Annotated in this window: 22 protein-coding genes; 12 read left to right on the forward strand and 10 right to left on the reverse strand. The window is 68.4% G+C overall.

Annotated features, from left to right (window positions below):
- From DU502_RS01950 to DU502_RS01960, 3 genes are read right to left on the reverse strand one after another with little or no spacing between them, the layout of a single operon-like run.
- Positions 1–2,460 (reverse strand): heavy metal translocating P-type ATPase, encoded by a 2,460-nt coding sequence (locus DU502_RS01950; protein ID WP_121920041.1) that lies wholly within the window; start codon positions 2,458–2,460, stop codon positions 1–3.
- A complete protein-coding gene (locus tag DU502_RS01955; RefSeq protein WP_121920040.1) occupies positions 2,457–3,254 on the reverse strand; it encodes a sulfite exporter TauE/SafE family protein in 798 nt (265 codons plus the stop codon). The genes DU502_RS01950 and DU502_RS01955 overlap by 4 nt, the downstream gene beginning before the upstream one ends.
- Before the next feature lie 3 nt (positions 3,255–3,257).
- Positions 3,258–3,437, reverse strand: coding sequence for a hypothetical protein (locus DU502_RS01960; RefSeq protein ID WP_121920039.1), 180 nt, complete (start codon positions 3,435–3,437; stop codon positions 3,258–3,260).
- Between the two features lie 173 nt (positions 3,438–3,610).
- Between DU502_RS01960 and DU502_RS01965 the strand changes: the two genes are divergently transcribed.
- Genes DU502_RS01965 through DU502_RS01980 form a run of 4 tightly spaced genes read left to right on the forward strand, consistent with a single transcriptional unit; the run spans position 3,611 to position 7,853 of the window.
- The gene (locus DU502_RS01965) at positions 3,611–4,960 is read left to right on the forward strand and encodes a halocyanin domain-containing protein (protein WP_124896996.1); all 1,350 of its coding nucleotides are present in this window, start codon (positions 3,611–3,613) and stop codon (positions 4,958–4,960) included.
- A gap of 15 nt (positions 4,961–4,975) precedes the next feature.
- Entirely contained in the window at positions 4,976–5,479 is a 504-nt protein-coding gene (locus DU502_RS01970; protein WP_121920038.1) for a cytochrome c oxidase subunit II, read from the forward strand.
- 1 nt (position 5,480) lies between these two features.
- Positions 5,481–7,160, forward strand: coding sequence for a b(o/a)3-type cytochrome-c oxidase subunit 1 (locus tag DU502_RS01975; RefSeq protein ID WP_121920037.1), 1,680 nt, complete (start codon positions 5,481–5,483; stop codon positions 7,158–7,160).
- Positions 7,161–7,184: 24 nt separating this feature from the next.
- Positions 7,185–7,853: a hypothetical protein gene (locus DU502_RS01980; protein WP_121920036.1), complete on the forward strand. Its 669-nt coding sequence runs from the start codon at positions 7,185–7,187 to the stop codon at positions 7,851–7,853.
- Here the strand turns inward: DU502_RS01980 and DU502_RS01985 are convergent, their stop codons facing one another.
- The 3 genes from DU502_RS01985 to DU502_RS01995 all read right to left on the reverse strand — a co-directional run bounded on the left by DU502_RS01985 (position 7,854) and on the right by DU502_RS01995 (position 9,700).
- Entirely contained in the window at positions 7,854–8,492 is a 639-nt protein-coding gene (locus tag DU502_RS01985) for a hypothetical protein (RefSeq protein WP_121920035.1), read from the reverse strand.
- A 104-nt stretch (positions 8,493–8,596) separates the two neighbouring features.
- The gene (locus DU502_RS01990; RefSeq protein ID WP_121920034.1) at positions 8,597–9,460 is read right to left on the reverse strand and encodes a hypothetical protein; all 864 of its coding nucleotides are present in this window, start codon (positions 9,458–9,460) and stop codon (positions 8,597–8,599) included.
- 54 nt (positions 9,461–9,514) lie between these two features.
- The gene (locus tag DU502_RS01995) at positions 9,515–9,700 is read right to left on the reverse strand and encodes a hypothetical protein (protein ID WP_121920033.1); all 186 of its coding nucleotides are present in this window, start codon (positions 9,698–9,700) and stop codon (positions 9,515–9,517) included.
- A 244-nt stretch (positions 9,701–9,944) separates the two neighbouring features.
- On the opposite strand from DU502_RS01995, the gene DU502_RS02000 reads away from it, so the two are divergent.
- From DU502_RS02000 to hemG, 3 genes are all read left to right on the forward strand, one after another.
- A complete protein-coding gene (locus DU502_RS02000) occupies positions 9,945–11,321 on the forward strand; it encodes a PQQ-dependent sugar dehydrogenase (protein ID WP_121920032.1) in 1,377 nt (458 codons plus the stop codon).
- Positions 11,322–11,403: 82 nt separating this feature from the next.
- Entirely contained in the window at positions 11,404–12,450 is a 1,047-nt protein-coding gene (gene hemH / locus DU502_RS02005; protein ID WP_121920031.1) for a ferrochelatase, read from the forward strand.
- A complete protein-coding gene (hemG, locus tag DU502_RS02010) occupies positions 12,447–13,739 on the forward strand; it encodes a protoporphyrinogen oxidase (RefSeq protein ID WP_121920030.1) in 1,293 nt (430 codons plus the stop codon). The genes hemH and hemG overlap by 4 nt, the downstream gene beginning before the upstream one ends.
- On the opposite strand, the gene hemE is transcribed toward hemG, so the two are convergent.
- Entirely contained in the window at positions 13,729–14,736 is a 1,008-nt protein-coding gene (hemE, locus tag DU502_RS02015) for a uroporphyrinogen decarboxylase (protein ID WP_121920029.1), read from the reverse strand. The two genes, hemG and hemE, sit on opposite strands and share 11 nt — an antisense overlap.
- Before the next feature lie 110 nt (positions 14,737–14,846).
- Here hemE and DU502_RS02020 point away from each other — a divergent pair, with 110 nt between their 5' ends.
- The 5 genes from DU502_RS02020 to DU502_RS02040 all read left to right on the forward strand — a co-directional run bounded on the left by DU502_RS02020 (position 14,847) and on the right by DU502_RS02040 (position 18,149).
- On the forward strand, positions 14,847–15,194 hold the full coding sequence (locus DU502_RS02020) for a hypothetical protein (protein ID WP_121920028.1): 348 nt from the start codon (positions 14,847–14,849) through the stop codon (positions 15,192–15,194).
- A gap of 191 nt (positions 15,195–15,385) precedes the next feature.
- Positions 15,386–15,889, forward strand: coding sequence for a DUF6789 family protein (locus DU502_RS02025; RefSeq protein ID WP_121920027.1), 504 nt, complete (start codon positions 15,386–15,388; stop codon positions 15,887–15,889).
- Positions 15,890–15,974: 85 nt separating this feature from the next.
- Entirely contained in the window at positions 15,975–16,370 is a 396-nt protein-coding gene (locus DU502_RS02030) for a hypothetical protein (protein WP_121920026.1), read from the forward strand.
- A 38-nt stretch (positions 16,371–16,408) separates the two neighbouring features.
- The gene (locus tag DU502_RS02035; RefSeq protein ID WP_241966788.1) at positions 16,409–17,800 is read left to right on the forward strand and encodes a hypothetical protein; all 1,392 of its coding nucleotides are present in this window, start codon (positions 16,409–16,411) and stop codon (positions 17,798–17,800) included.
- A gap of 22 nt (positions 17,801–17,822) precedes the next feature.
- The gene (locus DU502_RS02040) at positions 17,823–18,149 is read left to right on the forward strand and encodes a DUF7410 domain-containing protein (RefSeq protein WP_394338923.1); all 327 of its coding nucleotides are present in this window, start codon (positions 17,823–17,825) and stop codon (positions 18,147–18,149) included.
- Here DU502_RS02040 and DU502_RS02045 read toward each other — a convergent pair whose 3' ends face one another.
- Genes DU502_RS02045 through DU502_RS02055 form a run of 3 tightly spaced genes read right to left on the reverse strand, consistent with a single transcriptional unit; the run spans position 18,150 to position 18,863 of the window.
- The gene (locus DU502_RS02045) at positions 18,150–18,347 is read right to left on the reverse strand and encodes a hypothetical protein (protein ID WP_121920025.1); all 198 of its coding nucleotides are present in this window, start codon (positions 18,345–18,347) and stop codon (positions 18,150–18,152) included. It lies immediately after the preceding gene.
- Between the two features lie 49 nt (positions 18,348–18,396).
- On the reverse strand, positions 18,397–18,597 hold the full coding sequence (locus DU502_RS02050) for a hypothetical protein (RefSeq protein WP_121920024.1): 201 nt from the start codon (positions 18,595–18,597) through the stop codon (positions 18,397–18,399).
- Positions 18,594–18,863, reverse strand: coding sequence for a zinc ribbon domain-containing protein (locus DU502_RS02055; RefSeq protein ID WP_124896997.1), 270 nt, complete (start codon positions 18,861–18,863; stop codon positions 18,594–18,596). The genes DU502_RS02050 and DU502_RS02055 overlap by 4 nt, the downstream gene beginning before the upstream one ends.

Raw genomic sequence — 18,863 nt, forward strand, 5'->3', positions numbered from 1 at the left:
CTACGCGTCGCCTCCGCCGTCGGCGACCGGGGCTGTTGGTCCATCCGTCGTCTCGTGCAGTGTCCCCGACGCCGTCGACCGATCCGTGTCGCACTCGTCAGTCGTCCCCAGCCCCCGCGCCGAGTTCCCGACCACCAGCAGGCTACTCGCGGCCATCGCCACCGCGGCGACGAGGGGGTTGAGCGCGCCCAGCGCGGCCGCCGGCACCGCGAGGGCGTTGTAGAGGAACGCCCACCCGAGATTCTCGCGGATGCGTCGCTTCGTCGCCGCGGTGAGACGGAACACCTCGGGGACGGTGGTCAGATCGTCGGTCGTCACGACGGCGTCGGCGGCGTCGGCCGCGAGGCGGGTTCCGCTCTCCAGCGAGATGCCGAGGTCGGCCGCCGCCAGCGCCGGCGCGTCGTTGCTGCCATCGCCCACCATCACCGTCGTTCCCTCCTCGCGCAGGCGGCCGATCACCTCCGCTTTCGCCTCGGGGGGGACGCCGGCGAACACGTCGTCCACGTCGGGGTGGTCGCGGAAGCGGGCGGCCGCCGCCTCGCCGTCGCCGGTGATGATCACGACTCGCTCCACGTCCGCGGCGACGGCCGAGACGACCCGCCGCCACTCCGGTCGGGGCTGGTCGCCGGCGACGAGGACGCCCCGAACCGTGCCTCCCCGGCCCACGTAGGCGGCGACGCGCCCGGCGTCGACGGCGCGGTCGTAGCGCTCGCGGTAGGTGGCCGGTATCTCGCAGTCCTCGAACAGGTCGGCGCGACCGACGGTCACGCGGTCGCCCTCGACTGTTCCGCTGACGCCCCGTCCGGGGTGGCGCTCGAAGTCGTCGACGGCGAGGTCCGGTACGTCGACGGCCTCGATCACCGCCCGCCCCATCGGGTGATCCGCGAACGTCTCGACGGCGGCGGCCCGGGCGATGGCGTCGCTTTCGCCGGCAGTGTCGTACAGCGTCATCTCCCCCGTCGTGAGCGTCCCCGTCTTGTCGAAGGCGACGATGTCGGCCTCCGTTGCGCGCTCGAACACGTCGCCGTCAGTGATGACGATGCCCGCGGCGAGTGCCTCGCGGACGCCCGCGGCGACGGCGAGCGGCGTCGCCAGCCCCAGCGCGCAGGGACAGGAGACGACGAGGACGGCGAGACCGGTCAGAAAGGCGGCCGTCGGCGACGAACCGAGGGCGAGGTGGACGACGAACGCCCCGAGGGCGAGGAGGACGACGACGGGGACGAAGACGGCGGCGAGGCGGTCGGCGAGGCGCTGGACGCCGGAGCGCGAACTCCGGACACGCCAGAGGTGGGTGACGAGGCGGTCGAGCGTGCTCGTCGCCCCTTCGTCGGCCGCGACGACGATGCCGCCCTCGGTGACGAGGCCGCCGCCGATCACCTCGTCGCCGGCGGTGTGTCGAACGGGGACCGACTCGCCGGTCACGAGCGATTCGTCGACGGCGGCCGTCCCCTCGATCACCGTGCCGTCCACGGGCACGCGCTCGCCAGTGCCGACGACGAGGTCGTCACCAGCCTCGATATCCTCGACTGCAACCGTCTCCTCCCCCGTCGCCGTCCGTCGGCGCGCCTCCTCGACCCGGCTCTCGGTGAGTTCGGTCAACTGCCCCGCGGCGCGCGATTTCAGGCGCGTCTCGTAGTAGCCGCCGAGGGTGACGACGACGACGACGACCGTCGTGATGTCGAAATACACCTCCGTCCCGCCGAGGAGAAGCGTCGCCGTCGAGTAGACGTAGGCGGTGCCGGCCGCGAGCGCGACGAGCAGATCCATGTTGGGTCGGCCGGCTTTGAGGCTGACGTACGCCCCCCGGAGGATGGGGTAGCCGGTGTAGCCGAGGACGATGCTCGTCATCACCCAGACGTTCCAGAGGAGATACTGGCCGGCCGATCCGGTCACGTCGAGGAGGGACACGTCGAGGCCGAGGTAGGTGGGGTAGAGAAAGAGGACGTACCACGCCATCGTCATCATGCCGAAGAAGCCGCCGATGATCAGACGGCCGATGGTCTCGGTGGTGTCGTCCTCGCCCTCCTCGTCGATCGCGCGGGCGCGGTAGCCCGCACCGTCGAGGAGGTCGGGCAGGTCACCCTCGTCCAGTCGGTCCGGGTCGTAGACGAGACGGACGAGATTCGAGGGGTAGGACGCCTCCGCCGTGGCGACGCCGTCGTGGTCGGTCGCGCGCGCCTCCAGAAACGCCTCGCAGGTCGCACAGTGCATGCCATCGACGGCGACGAAGGCGGCGTCGGTGTCGGCGTCCGGTTCCGGGCTCCCCTCGTCGCCGCCGAGCGCCTCGCGCACGCCCTCGGGACCGTCCACGTCCGCGGCCGACGCGCCCTCGATGTCGTCGAGGGTTCGCGCCACTTCCAGACAGCCGCGACAGCAGAAGGTGCCCGTGACACCGTCCGCTGTCACTGGCGGCTCGGGCGTCGGCAGGTCACAGAGTGTGCAGGTGTCGGTGTCGGTCATCCGAGCGGCTGGTAGACGGGGATCGGCGGGTGGGGGATGTGGATTCCGAGGAGCATCAGCCCGTGGGCCAGCGGCAGGTAGCCGAGGGCCACGAAGGCGACGCCGAGAGCCCGGTGGAGGTTCACCCGACTCCCCGTTCCGAGTGACTGGAAGACGGTGCCGTAGGCGAGGAGCGTCGGGACGGTGCCGATGCCGAGGACGGCGAGCGACACCGCCCCGCGGATCGGCGAGCCGACGGCGAACGCGTAGAGGAAGGCGGGGTAGAGCAGTGGGCAGGGGAGGAATCCGTGGAGCGCGCCGAGCGCGATGATCCGGGGGCCGCCGACCCACTCGTCGACGCGGGTCGTCACGGCGGCGTACACTCGCGAGAAGGCGTCACCGACGAACGGAATCCCGACGCCGTGACCGACGGTACCACGGAGGAGATAGCCCGCGCCGGTGAACACGATGAAGCCGCCGGCGAGGATGCCCGTGACGCCCCGAACGTCGGTCGCGAGGGTGGCGACGGCGGCGACGTCGAAGAGTACCGCCCCGAGCGCCCCCATGAGCGCTCCGATGGCGGCGTAACTGAGCGTTCGGCCGGCGTTGAACAGCAGGTGCTGGCGGACGTCGATGGGTCGAACACGTTCGGCCCCGCTTCCAAGCCGGTCGGCGTACAGCGTCACGAGCGGACCACACATGCCGAGACAGTGCGCGCCGCCGAGGACGCCGATGGCGAGGAACACGAGTAGCCCGGGATCGCTCGCTGCGGCGGTCGCAGCCGCCCCGGCGCCCGAACCGGAGAGCGGTATCATCGCTTACGCGGACGCGGCCTTGACGGTCGACTCGCTGGGCAGGAACATCCCGTACACGCTCGCTGCGATGAGCACGACGTTGACCAGCGCCACCACCGCGATGAGCTCGATCGAGAACGCGTACACCGCGACGGGAAGCAGTGCGAGCAACGCGACGATCGGTACTTGCCGGATGGAAACCATACCGATACTGTCGGGGAGTCTTCCTAATAACTGGCGCCGCCATTCCAGCGAATCGAAAATCGGTAGCTCGTATTATAAGGACGAGGTGGCGAGGGGGAATGTATGCTGGTAGACGACGGTAGCGAACGGCTCATCGTGACGTGGTACGGGAGCCACGTCGGGAGGCGACGGCGATGACACGGGACTCCGACGCCGGTGGAGCGCGGTCGCTCACCCGGCGCGCGGCGCTCCGGACGGCCGCGGGAACCGTGGCCGCTGGCATCGCCGCTGGTACTGCTAGTCCCGCCGCCGCGCAGGGCGGCGTCGACTACGGCGGCTGGTTCGGCGGCGGAACTGGCGGTGAGACACAGAACTTCGACGGCACCGTCGATCGGACCGGTCAGGACTCGGTGACGGTCGAGGTCGGTGCCGAGGGCAACGGCGGCCCGTACGCCTTCGCGCCCGCCGCCGTCCGGGTCGATCCGGGCACGACGGTCACCTTCGAGTGGGTCTCCGACACTCACAACATCCTGATCGAGGAACAGCCGTCCGGCGCCGGCTGGGGCGGCGTCCAGAACATCGAGAACTCCGGGTTCTCCCACGAACACACCTTCGAGACCGAAGGAATCTACAAGTACTACTGCCAGCCTCACCTCGCGCTCGGGATGAAAGGCGCCATCGTCGTCGGTGGCGGCGGAAGTGGAGGCGGTGGCGGTGGCGGCGGTGGCGGGGGCGGGGGCGGCGGTGTCCCCGCCGAGTACGGCAACTGGTTCGGTAGCGAGACGGGTGCCGAGACGCAGAACTTCGACGGCACCGCCGACCAGACCGGGCAGGATTCGATTACCATCGACGTCGGTGCCGAAGGCAACGGCGGTCCGTACGCCTTCGAACCGGCCGCCGTCCGGATCGATCCCGGGACGACGGTCACGTTCGAGTGGACGTCGGACACCCACAACATCCTGATCGAGGAACAGCCGTCCGACGCCGGCTGGAGCGGCCACGAGACGATCGAGAACAATGGTTTCACCTACGAACACACCTTCGAGACCGAAGGCGTCTACAAGTACTACTGCCAGCCCCACCTCGCGCTCGGCATGAAAGGCGCCATCGTCGTCGGGTCGGCACCCTCCGGCGGTGGTGGCGGTGGTGGTGGCGACGGTGGTGGCGAAACTCCCGCTCCCGGCGGTGAAGGCGGCGAGGGCGCCGGCGCGTCGCCCACCCTCTCGCTCGCCTTCCGCCTGATCGGCGGTGCCGTCGCGGCGGCACTCGCCCTCGTCCTCGGCGTCACTGCGTGGGTGTTCCTCAACTACGACCAGTTCACGACGGGCGGTGGAACGGCCGCCGAAGCCGCAGCGACCCCCGCCGAACGGACGCCGGAGGAGTCGGTGTTCGAGGCGGGCGTCGTCCGCGAACTCGGCCACGACGACTTCGACCCCTACGGGACAGCGACGCTCATCGTGATCTACGTCGCCATCATCTCCCTGATGTGGGTGTTCATGTACTTCGTCGAGTTCCTCGGCGGCGGACCGACGGTGATCGGCTAACAGGAGGTGTCAGGTATGGAAATTCATCGATTCGAGAAACTCTGGACTGCAGCAGCCTTGCTCCTCATCGTCGGGCTCATCGCGACGGTGACGTACGGTACGGTCGGCGCGGGCGTGAAGATGGTCGACGACTCCGGCGGCACGGTCGATGCCGGATCGCTCGGCGACACCGAATTCGGCGATCCGGGCGTGACCCAGGTGGGCGAGAACCAGTACGAGGTTCACGTCGTCGCCCGCCAGTTCCTGTTCCAGCCGGGTACCACCTCGCCCATCCGCGTCCCGGCTAACTCCGAGGTGACCTTCTACATCACTAGCGCGGACGTGGTCCACGGCTTCGAGGTTGCGGGCACCAACATCAACGTCATGGTGATCCCCGGACAGGTCGCCGAGATCACGGTGCGGTTCGACGACCCCGGCCAGTACGGGATCGTCTGTCACGAGTACTGCGGCGCCGGCCACCACACCATGGCGGGCCAACTCGTGGTCGTCCCCGAGGACGAATACGAGGGAGGTAGCTAAGATGGCATACGTCGACGATTTCCCGACCGACGCACGCATCGTTCGCTGGAATATGGCCGTCGCGTTCATCTCGCTCGGCATCGGTGGCCTGTTCGGCATGATTCAGGCGCTCCACCGCACGGGCATCTTCCGCGGGTTCGTGAGCTCCGCCGACTACTACACGGTGCTCACGGGCCACGGCGTTCTCCTCGCGCTCGTGTTCACGACGTTCGCCCTCTCCGGGCTGTTCACGTGGGGCGTCACGCGGAGCCTCGACCGGCCGCTCCCGAGCCCCCGATTCACCATGGGCTGGTTCGCGCTGATGCTCCTCGGATCCATCATCGCGGCCGTCACCATCCTCGGTGGCCTCGTGCCGTCGATGCCGTTCAAGGCCGACGTGCTCTTCACGTTCTACGCGCCGATGCAGGCGCATCCGGCGTTCTACATCGGCCTCGTGTTCTTCGTCGTCGGCTCGTGGCTCGCCGGCGTCGACTGGTTCCGCGCGTACTGGGGCTGGCGGAAGGACAACCCCGGCGAGCGCATCCCCCTGCAGACGTTCATGGTGCTGGTGACGATGCTGATGTGGTACATCTCGTCGATTGGCGTCGCGGTGGAGGTGCTCTTTTTCCTCCTGCCGTGGTCGCTCGGCCTGATCGAGGCGGTCGACCCGCTCCTGACGCGGACGCTGTTCTGGTACTTCGGCCACCCGGTCGTCTACTTCTGGCTCATGCCGGCGTACTTCATCTGGTACACCGTGCTGCCGAAGCTCTCTGGTGGCCGGCTGTTCAGCGACCCGCTCGCCCGCGTCGTGTTCATCCTCTTCCTCCTGCTCTCGACGCCGGTCGGCTTCCACCACCAGTACGTCGACCCCGGCATCCCCGAGGGCTTCAAGTTCATCGCGATGACGAACACGATGTTCCTCCTCTTGCCCAGCCTGCTCACCGCCTTCACCGTCGTCGCCAGCATCGAACACGGCGGCAGACAGCGTGGCGGTGAGGGTCGACTCGGGTGGCTGCGGTCGCTCCCGTGGGACGAACCCGCCTTCGCTGGCTGTGTGCTCGCGGGGCTGATGTTCGCCGCCGGCGGCTTCTCCGGCATGATCAACGCCGGCATGAACATCAACTACCTCATCCACAACACGCTGTGGGTGCCGGGGCACTTCCACCTCACCGTCGGCACCGCGTCGGCGCTCACCTTCATGGCCGCCGGTTACTGGCTGTTCCCGCAGATCACGGGCAACCGCCTGCGCTTCCGCTCGCTCGCGACCATCCAGCCCTACGTCTGGTTCATCGGCATGACGCTCATGTCGAACGCGATGCACCGGGCCGGTCTGGCCGGCGTCCCGCGGCGGACTGCCGAACCCCAGTACGACGCCGTCTCGTTCCAGGGCGTCGTCGGCGGGATCAGCGAGATGCGCCTCCAGATCGCCATCGGTGGCACCATCCTCTTCATCGGATTGGTGCTCTACCTGATCGTCATCTTCGGGACGTGGTTCGGCGGCAGCGGCAACGACACCCTCCGGGTCAACAGTTCGCTCCCGGCGCCGCTGTCCGGCCCCGAACACAGCCCGAAGATCCTCGACAATCTGAAGCTCTGGACGGCGGTCGCCATCGTGCTGATCGCGCTCGCGTACGGCCTGCCGCTGTGGGCGCTCGTCAGCGACGGCCTGCTGGCACCGGGCAGTCCGCCGATCCCGGTCTAACGTTCGAACTCTCCCCTTCCATCCGTGACCGACTCACCCGACGATTCGTCAGACGCGACCGAGACGCCCAGCGACGGCGACATCGACACGCCCGGCGGCATCTCGAAACGGACGCTGATCCGTTTGCTCGTCGGCTTCGGCATCGGCATCCCGCTCCTCGTCGAGGGGCTCACGTTCTTGGGACTGCTCGAAGAACAGTTCGGCGGTGGCGACGAGGACTCCGAACGTACCGCGACCGCCACGGACGTGGCCGAGTCGGGCGTGGCCGTGGGTGACGACCTCCTCCCGGAGACCGATCGTTCGGAGACGCTCGTCTCGGCTGTCCTGCGGGAGGTCGACGGGGACCGCTGGCCGCTCTCTCTCACTGTCGAGGTGGAGAACACCGGCGACACGGATTACGAGTTCCAGTTGCTCGCCGTCCACCTCGACGACGGGCGCTCGGTCAGCGGCCGGACGACGACCGACCGACTGGCGCCCGGCGAGCGTCGCGTCATCTCGGCCGAGTGGTCGATCCCCGCAGGATCGACGCCGCGGGCCGTCGACGCCGTCGCCCTCGTCTACCCCGACAGCGAGGCGTCGGAGACGCCTCGTGAAACCGGGGGCAACCGGACGCAGTCCGGTGACGGCGACGGCTCCGTGGAGACGATCGAGCGCCGCGTCGATCTGGCGAAGATTCCCGTTCGCGGCGGCTGATCACCGCTCGTTTTCGGCGTCCCCGAAGGCCGTCGGCTTCCATCGCAGGGTGCCACGGATCGGCTCCCACTCGCCACGTTCCTGTAACCGATACCGGGCGAAGGGCGCGTTTCTGACGAGTTCGAGTTCGGCCAGCCTGATCTGGATATCCCAGCGCAAGTCCTCCCACGCGCGCTGTTTTCGTCCCTCTTCGACGGCGCCCTCCGTCGGTTCGAAGTGGATGTACTCGTTGCCGTCTTCGAACCCCTGTACCTCGCCACGCTGGAGGCGTAGCCACCGCTCGTACGTGTCGAACGGCACCGTCTCGGTCGGATCGGCCTCCCGCGTAAACAGCGACTTGAACCGCATGTCCGGCTCCGCGCCGCCCCATCGGTAGCCCCGAGCGGTCAGCTTGACCGTCCCCGCGCGGTCCACCGTGCAGTTGAACTGGATACGTGCGTAGTCGTCCCGCTCCGGGCCGTCCGCGCCCTCCGCCATCGGCGTCAGATAGGCTCCGTCGGTGTACTGGATCGGGGGCCGGGCCGCAACCGCCCGCTCGATGACGGACGATGCGGGCGACGGCGCGGCCGCCATCGAGTCGTCGTCGACGCCACCCCACGCGCCGGCCGCCGTCTCTTTCGGGTCGACCCAGACTTTCATCCCTCACAGTACTCGATCCGGCGAAAAAACGCTTCCGGGCATTCTCTCGGGGCGCTCGGCAGCAGCGTGTCCCGATCCGTCGTCGAAAACCGCCCGACGCTCGCTCAGTACCGCGAGGGCATGTACGCCATGCCGAGCAGCATGATGGCCGTGGCGAAACTCACGATGGAGACGCCCCAGAGGCCGTTGACGTGGTCGTGGTACGTGTCGATCTCCTCGGTCTGTTCCTGGTAGACGCCGTAGTCGCTCTCGAGGACGAGCGTGCTGTTGTCGGGGAAGTACGCGAAGTACTGCTGGCCGTTCACGGTGACGTTCGCTTCGTTACCCACGTCGACCGTGTTGGTCTTCGGGGCCGTCCACGCGAGGGTCGCGCCGTCGGTCGTCACGTCGGCGACGGTCGTCGTGTTCCCTTGGAACTGGAGACTCTCGCCTTCCTGATACTGTGTCGAGGCCGGCGTCGGGAAGTATTCGCTCGCCGGCGTCAGCGTCCGACTGCCGTTCGACTCGCGGACGACGTACTCCGTGCCGTTCAGCGTGACCGTCTCGTCGTTGACGGCCGGATCGTCCTGGAGGATGGCGGTCCGGTTGATCTCCTCGACCAGCCGGAACGACGAGGGATCGTCGCCCTCGCCGACCATGACGCGGTACGTCTCGTCTTGATACGTGACGGTACTGTTGTGATCCCACGTCTGCGTGTAGCGGGCGGAGTCGTTGGTCCACGTGAGCTGTCCGGACCGCGTGACGGTCGCGCCGCCACCGTGCCCCCCACCACCGCTGGACACTTCGGCCGAAATCGCCGAGACCGTGTACTGCCGATTCTCGACCGAGAACTGGTCGCCTTCGGAGAGCCTGTGATCCGGATTCTCGAATCCGACCGTCGGCGCAGTGGCCGTCGCGATCACCGAGTACGACGCCGCGCCGAGCACGATGAAGAACGCGACGTAGATGGCCGCAGCGCGTCGTTGCATAGGTCGAACCTAGTCCACCCGGCGTATAACGATTACTAACTGGCGGCGACGGTGCTACTCGTCCAGTGCCTTGACGAGTTGGAGCGCCTGCCGGAGATGGAAACGGGTCTGTTCCGTGTCGGCGGTGTCGAGCGCGACCGTCAACTGGCGTTCGAGCGCCTCGCTGGTCGTGGCGAGATTCGGTACGGTGTCTGTGTCGGCCCCGTCTCCCCCTCGGTCCGATCTCGATTCGGATCGCATACACCCTCGTTCAGCCCCATCACTCATAGGTATCGGGAGCATACCGTGGGGTCAGCCCCGATTTGAATCCCAAATAGCGAGCGATACGAAACCGGCGATATCGTGTCAGAGAACCGGTTGAAACCTGCGAAATGTCTCCATACTGCCGGACCTCCACCCAAACTATCTACTTCCCCTGCTCCTTACCGCGGGGCATGACACGGTCGGTACTGACTCACCACGGCTTGCGGCGACTCGCACGCGGATGATTGCCGGCGGCGGGCGGCGGCGCTTCCTGAGACGGACGGCCGGCGTCCTCCTCGCAGGACTCGCGGGCTGTGGAGGCGGTGGTAGTGAGGGCGGGAGCGCCACCGTCACCGACGACACGACCGCGACACCCACCGGCTCCACGCGAACGGCGTCACCGACGGCGGCCGCCGACCGCCCCGGCGTGGGCGTCGACACCGTCGCCGACGGCTTCGCCGCCCCGACCGACGTGGCGATGCCCGCAGGCGTCGACCGCACGTTCGTCGCGGATCAGCCGGGGCAAGTGTACGCGGCCAACCGCCCCGACACGCCGTTTCTCGACCTCTCGGATCGGGTCGTCGACCTCCGGTCCGGTCCGGACGAACGGGGACTGCTCGGCCTCGCCCCCCACCCCGACTTCGCCTCGAACGGCCGCTTGTTCGTCCGCTACAGCGCGCCGCGTCGGTCGTCGTCGCCGCCCGGCTACTCCCACACGTTCGTCCTGAGCGAGGTCACGGTCGACCCGGCCGCCGCGCAGGCGTCGTCCGACAGCGAGCGCATCGTACTCGAAATCGCCCAGCCCCAGCCCAACCACAACGCCGGATCGCTCGCCTTCGGCCCCGACGGCTATCTCTTCGTCGGCGTGGGCGACGGCGGCGGCGGTGGCGACGTGGGCCGCGGCCACGTCGAAGACTGGTACGAGCGCATCCGCGGCGGCAACGGGCAGGATCTCACCGAGAACTTGCTGGGGAGCATCCTCCGGATCGACGTCGATGGCGGTGAGCCCTACGCCATTCCCGACGACAATCCCCTCGTCGGTGAGGACGGCCTCGACGAGCAGTGGGCGTGGGGCTTTCGCAACCCGTGGCGGTTCGCCGTGGAGGACGATGCCCTCCTCGTCGCGGACGTGGGACAGGCACGCTACGAGGAGGTGAGCCGCGTCGAGCGGGGTGAAAACTACGGCTGGAACGTCCACGAGGGGACCCACTGTTTCGACCCGTCGGCGCCGCGCGAGGAGCCAGCGGGGTGTCCGAGTCACACGCTCGCGGGCGCGCAACTCCGCGATCCGGTGATCGAGTATCCACACCCCGGCGTCGAATCGGACGCGACGGCGACGGGCATCGCCGTCGTCGGCGGCTATCGCTACGACGGCCCCATCGAGGAGTTCGACGGTCGGTACGTCTTCGCGGACTGGCAGGCCGACGGTCGCCTGTTTCTGGCCGACCCGACCCAGGAAGGACTGTGGCCCATCTCGACGATTCCCGTTCGTGGCGAGTCGTTCGGTTCCTTCGTCCGCGCGTTCGGGCGCGATCCGGACGGGCACCTCTACGTTCTGACGAGCGACCGCGGCGGCCCCGTCGGGTCGACCGGCGCGCTCCACCGGCTCGTCGCCTGAGCGTACTTAAATTGTCCGCCCGACACCCGTCGCGCCGGACCGACCGACAGGTTTTGTACCGACCTGTCCCTAGGCGGGGCGTATGACCACCGGGATCGTGTTGCTCAACTTCGGTGAGCCGTCGGAGCCGGATCGAGAGACCGTCGTCGACTACCTCGAACGCATCTTCTTCGCCAACATGGACATCGAGGGGAAGGAGACGACCGAGGCGGAGGCACGGGAACGCGCCGGCAAACTGGCCCAGCGTCGCGCGCCGGGCCTCATGGAAGAGTACGAAGAGATCGGCGGATCGCCGCTCTACGACCACGCCACCACGCAGGCGTCGATGCTGGCGGACGAACTCGACCGCCGCGGGTACGACGTGAACACCTACTACGGGATGCAGTACACCGACCCGTTCATCACGGACGCGGTGGAGCAGGCCCGCGAGGACGGCGTCGACCACCTGATCGGCCTGCCTATCTACCCCCTCTGTGGCCCCTCGACCACCGTCCAGTCGCTCGACGAACTCGACGAGGCACTGGACGAGGTCGGCTGGGACGTGCCCGTCGACGGTCTGACCGGCTGGCACAAACACCCCGCGTACAACCGCGTCCGCATCGACAACATCCGTGAATTCCTCGACGAGAACGACCTCGAACTGGGTGACGGGACGAAACTCGTCTTCTCCGCGCACGGCACGCCCCAGTACTACCTCGACGAGGGGAGCCGCTACGAGGAGTACGTCGAGGAGTTCTGCGGCGTCGTGGCGGCGGCGCTCGGCGCCGAGGACTACGAACTCGGCTACCAGAACCACGAGAACCGCGACGTGGACTGGACCGAACCCGACGTGGAGGAGGTCATCGAGACGGTCGACGCCGACCGCGTCGTCGTCGAGCCCGTGAGCTTCATGCACGAACAGAGTGAGACGCTGTCGGAACTCGATATCGAACTCCGCGAGGAGGCCGAGGAGGCGGGGCTGGACTTTTACCGCGTTCCCATCCCCTACGACGACGAGCGGTTCGTCGGCGCGCTCGCGGACCTCGTGGAGCCGTTCGTCGCGGGATACGACCCCGAGTACGCCGGCCTCCACCAGTGTGAGTGTCGCGACAAGCCGGGCACGATGTGCCTGAACGCCCCCCACGAATGAGGGTCGGCATCGTCGGCGCCGGCATCACGGGCCTCGCGCTCGCACACTACTGCCGCGAGCGCGACGTCGACGCCGTCGCGTTCGAGGCGTCGTCGGAACCGGGCGGCGTCATCCGATCCAGCCGCGTCGACGGGCGCGTCCTCGAACACGGCCCCCAGCGCACGCGCCTGACACCGGAAATCGAGGCGCTGGTCGAGGACTGCGGGCTCCGCTCGGATCTCCGGACCGCCGACACCGACCTGCCGCTGTACGTCTACGTGGACGGCCGGCTCCGACAGGTGCCGTTCTCCCCGCGAGCGTTCCTGTCGACCGACCTCCTCTCGCTCCGGGGGAAGGTGCGGATGCTCGCGGAGCCACTGACCGAGGGCGCCCGCGACGACGAGACGGCCGCGGACTACTTCGTCCGGAAGTTCGGACGCGAGGCCTACCACAACCTCGTCGAACCGCTGTTCGGCGGCATCTACGGCTCGGACCCCGCGGAGATGCCGGGGAAGTACGCCCTGCAGACGGTCAAGAAGATGGAGCGGTCGGGGAGCCTGATCCGCGCGGCGGTCAACCGCCGATTGGAGGGGAAGGAGCGCCAGCCACCGGTGTCCTTCGACGACGGTATGGCCCAGTTGCCCCGGGCGCTCTCCGAGCACAACGCCGACCGGGTCGAACTGGAGACGGCGGTCGAACGGATCGCTCTCGACGGCTCGGGGTATCGGCTGGAGACCGAGGACGGGAGTCGGACCGTCGACCACGTCGTCGTCACGGCGCGCGCGGACGTGGCCGCCGGGCTGCTGGCGGACGTGGATACCGGGAGCGCCCGCGCGCTCCGCCGCCTCTACTACAACCCCCTCGCGTACGTCCACCTCTACTCGGACGCCGATCCGGCGGGCTACGGCTATCAGGTCCGCCACGACGAACCGCTCCGCACGCTCGGCGTGACGTGGAACGCCAGCCTGTTCGACCGCGACGGCGTCTACACCTGCTTCCTCGGCGGCATGGAGAACCCGGGGATGGTCGACCGCTCGGAGCGCGAACTCGGCCGGATCGCCACCGAGGAGTTCGAGGCCGTGATGGGCGCCGACGCGGAGGTGCTGAACGTCACCAAGCATCCGCGGGGCATCCCCGCCTACGACGGGTCGTGGACGGCGATGGCCGACGTGAACCTCCCCGACGGGATCACGCTGGCGTCGAACTACGCCGGACGGATGGGTGTCCCCGCGCGGGTGCGGGAGGCGAAACGACTGGCCGAGCGGTTCGCGGAGTCGGAGACGACAGCCGCGGCCGAGGCTACCGGCTGATCGACTTCGCCGTCTCGACGAACGCCTTCACTGATTCGACGGGCGTGTCGCGATTGACCCCGTGGCCGAGGTTGAGGATGTGCCCACGGGGGCCGGCGGCGTCGATGATGTCCCGGGTCTTCTCGCGGACGAACTCCGGCGACCCAAACAGATACTGGGGGTCGAGGTTGCCCTGCACTGGTCGGTCGCCGAGTTGCGCGCGGGCCTCGGCCATGTCGACCGTCCAGTCGAGGCCGACCACGTCCGCGCCCGTCGTCTCCAGACTGTCGAGGCGGCCGTTCATGTTGCGCACGAAGACGATGGAGGGGACGGAGAGGTCGGACAGGATCTCGCGGTGCAGGGGGAGGACGAACTCGCGGTAGTCGGCGGGCGAGAGGACGCCGGCGTAGGTGTCGAACAACTGGACCACGTCGGCGCCGTGGGCGGCCTGATACTCCAGATACTCGCGCACCACGTCCGCGAAGGCTGCGAGGAGGGTCCGAAAGGCCTCGGGGTGGCGGGCGCGGAGGCGTCGTACCGGGCCGTGATTGCGGGAGGTCCCGCCGGCGACGGCGTAGGACGCGAGCGTGAAGGGGCCGCCCGCGAAGCCGATGATGGCCGTTTCGTCGCCCACCCGGTCGACGAGGTTGTCGAGGAGGGCGCCGACGAAATCGAGGTCGGTCGCCACGTCGCCGCGGGGTCGCTCGGCGTCCTCGGGTCCCTCGACCGGATTCTCCACCACCGGCCCGACGCCGCTCTCGATGTGGTAATCGAACCCGAGGGGTTCGAGGACGGTCAGAATGTCCGAGAACATCACGAGGCCGTCCGGCTCGTACAGATCCCACGGGAGGAGCGTGATGCGGGTCGCCACCTCGGGCGTCTCGATGGCTTCGCGGAAGGTGTAGTCGGCGCGGATGTCGCGATACTCGGGGATGTGGCGGCCGGCCTGCCGCATCAGCCAGACCGGCGGCCGCTCGGTTCGTTCACCCCGGGCCGCGCGGACGAGGAGGTGCGTCATGGCCGGTGATTGGGCCGCGGCCGGCTAAGTATGTCGCATCACGTCCGCCAGCAGCGGCGCTCTCCCCTGTGGCCGGGAGTATATGTGGATCCGTACCGTAGTACGGACGCATGAAATCCCGCCTCATAAATAGTGACAGTACCTCGGGGCTCGACCTGGTCCTCCTCGGCCTCATCGCCGTCATCGTCGGCGGCTACGGCCGGTCGATGTCGGTCCCGGCGAACACGAAACCCGACCTCATCCGCTTTTTCTCCGTCTCGCCGGACCGGACCTACGCAGCGGTGTTACCACAGGACAAGGCGTTGCTCCTGTTGAGCGATCCGACGACCGGACAGGCCGCGAGTGGGGCGGCGGCGAGTCCCGTCGGCGCCATGGACGGCATCTGGACGCTCGTCGCCCTCCTCGGTGTCATGCTGATTCTCGCCGGCCCGATGCTCGTGTGGGCCAACCGGAACTAGCCGCCACACCACCGCCCGATTCGGCGACGAATCGGCTCCCTCCTCGCCCTCCACTCCCGTCCCCCCTCCACGAACACGAGTAGCGGTGAAACGGCCGTGAACGGCGCTGTACCTCTCGATATATCCCACATCTCCGAATAAATTCACTTTCAATGACAACTATTATCACTATAAAAAATCATTATGGATTTATGGTCGAACCATCACGAGGAGACACCGGCGTCGAGGGACCGACACTCGGATCGGCCGAAGAGCCACTCACGATGCGGATCGTCGCGAGTGCGTTTCTCGGAGGCGTCGCCGGACTCGTCGTGATGACGCCCGTCATCGTGGGCATCCCGATGCTCCTCGGTATCTTCCAACTCGATCCGCTCGCGGGGTTCGCCGATCTCGTCATCGCCGAGGCGGACGCCGTCCTCGGCCTCGCCTTTTTCGTCGCCGGCGGCGTCGTCGTCCTGCCGCTGTTTTTCGTCGTCACGGCCTCGTTTCTCCCACCCCGCGAGCCGAAGTATCTTCGGGGCGCCACGATCAGTTCGTTCTTCTGGGTGAGTTTCGTCTACATCTTCTGGCCGTCCGGCGGCGTGTTCGTCAACAGCGTGTACGTCGTCGTCACGCTCGCCTCGCACTGGATCTACGGCGCCGTTCTCGGCCTCGTGATGGAACGCCTCACCGGTATTCCGTCGCACAGAGTGTGAGATGAATGATATTTTCGTAGGGGGATGCCCGAAACGAACGCGAAGCTTATTGTCGGATCGACACGAAATCGTGTGGTGAGTTACCATGACGGCCGCAACGTTCCTGCTCGTCACGGTCGTTACGGGGTTGTTGGTGGTCGGTACGGGTCTCGTCGTCGCTCGTCGTCGTCGACGCTCTTCGCCGCCGATCAGTAAGCCGGTACGGCGGGCGTCCGCCACGGCCGCGACGGGTGGGCCCGACATTGCCACCGTCGCCGTCGTCGCCACAATCGTCGTCGCCGCCGTCGCTGCGAGCGTCGTCGGGGCCAGTGCGGTCGTCTACGGTGGCCTCGGGGCGCTGGTCGTCGGCTTCTTCGCGTGGGGCGTCTACAGTCTCGGCCGTTCCCGCGGGCTCCCCAGAGCCCACTCCATCGGCTTGAGTGCGTGGCTGTTCGGCGTCGTGTTGATCGGCGCCGTCGCGGTGGTTCTCCTCGTCGCATGATCGACCCGCCGCGTTCGTCCCGCGGTCGGTGATCCGCCGTGTCGACCCTCGTTCACGGTTCGGGCCTCCTCGTCGCTGTCGACACAATCCGGGCAGTCGTCGCCCACGTCACCGGGTTGAGCGACGCCGTGGGCGCGACGCCGGTCCCCTCGTGGCTCACCGTCGTCACCGGCGGCGTCCTCGTCGGTGCGTCGTTCCTGTTCAACAGTTTGCTGACCGATCACGAGGCCATCCGTGCCGTCAACGGCTGGCGGGTCTCGCTCCCGTCACCGGACGCCCTCGACCGGTTCCTGTCCGCGTCGCTCTCGGCTGCCGGCGTCGCCGGCCTTACGCTCGTCCTCCTCGCCAGCGTTCTCGGACCGGCCGACCCCACCACCAACGTCGCCGTCCTCGTCGTCTGGGTCGGCTGGTGGGCGGGCTACGCGACGACCACGTACCTCTTGGGAAACACGTGGCCGGCCGTCAATCCGTGGCGGATGCTGGCCCGACGGCTCCCGTCCGCCGGCCGCTCCCTCCCCGAGCAGTACGGCGTCTGGCCGAGCGTCGTCGGCCTCCTCCTCCTCGTCTGGATCGAAGTCGTCAGTCCGCTGGCCACGGCGCCGACGGCGCTCGCCGGCCTGATCGTCGGCTACACCGCCCTCACGCTCGCGGGGGCGTCCCGCTACGGGACGGACGCGTGGTTCGAGCGCGTCGATCCGATCGCCCGGGTGTTCCGCCTGTACGGTCGGCTCGCGCCGTTCCAGCGCACGAACGCGGGTGTCGCGTTCCGGCTTCCCGGCGCCGCGCTCACGGACGACACCCCCACGCGACCCCCCGGATCGACGGCGTTCGTCGTCGCCCTCCTCTGGGTGACGACGTTCGATGGACTGGTGGCGACGCCGGCGTGGAACACGGTCGCTCGCAGCGTTCTCGCTCCCCTCGATCCCACCGGCCTCGCGGGGCGGGTCGCCGTGTCGCTGTTCTACCTCCTGGCGCTCGTGGTCGGCTTCGGCGGTTTCCTCGGCGCCTACCGCTTCGCCGCCGCTCGCTCCCGGACGACGGTCGACAGCTTTCTCGCGCCGGCGGCCATCGAGCGGTGGTTCGCGCCGTCGTTACTGCCGATTGCGGCCGGCTACCATCTCGCGCACTCGCTGGGCTACGTCGTCACCCTGTCGCCCGCGCTGGTCGGCGCGCTCGCGGCCCCGTTCGGCGGCGTCGGCACCGTCCGCGTCGCCATCCTCCCCGCGTGGTTTGGCACCGCACAACTCGCCGTCGTCGTCCTCGGACACCTGCTGGCCGTCTGGGTCGCCCACGCGCTGGCGATGGATCTGTTCCCGGGCGTGCTCCGCCCCATCCGGAGCCAGTACCCGTTCGTCGTCGTGATGGTGGGCTACACGATGACCAGCGCGTGGGTCGTCGGTCAACCCGTCGTCGCCCCCGTTTACTTGTGACTCCGCGCCCTAGTGACCGAGGATGCGAACCGCTCCGGGTGCCGGCGGCCACGAGTCTCCCTCCGCTCGCTCGACGCTGGAGATGGACGTGCCCCCCGATGCGACGGTGGCGGCGACCTGCCCGTACTGCGGCCGTCCGTTCGCCTCGACGGACGCCCGTGACCTCCACGTCGGCGAGGTTCACGGAGCGGCGTGTTCGGCGGCCGAGCGCGCCGACTACGAGGCCGCCCACGAGGCCGAGCGTGACGCCCTCTTTTACTACCACCTGCGCGTCGTCGCGGCGCTCGGCGTCCTCTACGCGCTCACCGTCCTCCTCTACATGGTCGCGCTGGGGAGCGACCTGCTGTAATCAGTGTTCGCTCGGCTCGCTCGGCGGCGACTCCCACCCGATAGCGGCCGCGAGGGCGCCGACGGCGACGAGCGCGGTGGCCCCGCCGAGGGGCACGAGGAAGTCGGCGCCGTCGAAGAACTCCCCGACGAGAAGCGCGGCGACGCCGAGCGTCAGCGCGAGGAGGGCGCTCGCGTACACGGGCGTGAGACGGTCCATGCTAGCACGGTACGTTACGCTGGCGCTTAAACCTGTGCGATAGGAGACATTATGCGACCTCGGTCGTGGACACGCCCGTCGCGACGAGGATTAGCGCGGCCACCAGTGCTGCTGTCGTCACGGCGGCGCCGACGACGAGTGGATGCGTGGGCCCCGCGCGGGCCATGCGCGCCGTCGCCAGACCGACGCCGACGCCCATCGGGAGCGAGAACAGGAGCGCCCACCCGACCCGCTCGCGCCGGGTCGTCATCGCCGTGCGCGGGGCGGCGGTAACCGGCCGGCGCAGGCGCCACAGTAGTCGTACGCGTCGTCGACGGCGGTGCCGCAGTGGGGACAGACGGGCCGTCCGGTCGGCTCGGGGTGGGCCGACACGGTGCCGTAGGTCACGTAGCCACGTGCCGCCTCCGGGCGGCGTTCGTCCGGGTCGAGTTCGACGAACCGGGACAGAAACATCACGAGCGGCACCTGCGCGAGCGGGACGACGACGAGCGCCGCGAAGGCGAGCGAGAGCGACAC

It is taken from the genome of Haloplanus aerogenes (assembly GCF_003856835.1).
Lineage (GTDB): Archaea > Halobacteriota > Halobacteria > Halobacteriales > Haloferacaceae > Haloplanus > Haloplanus aerogenes.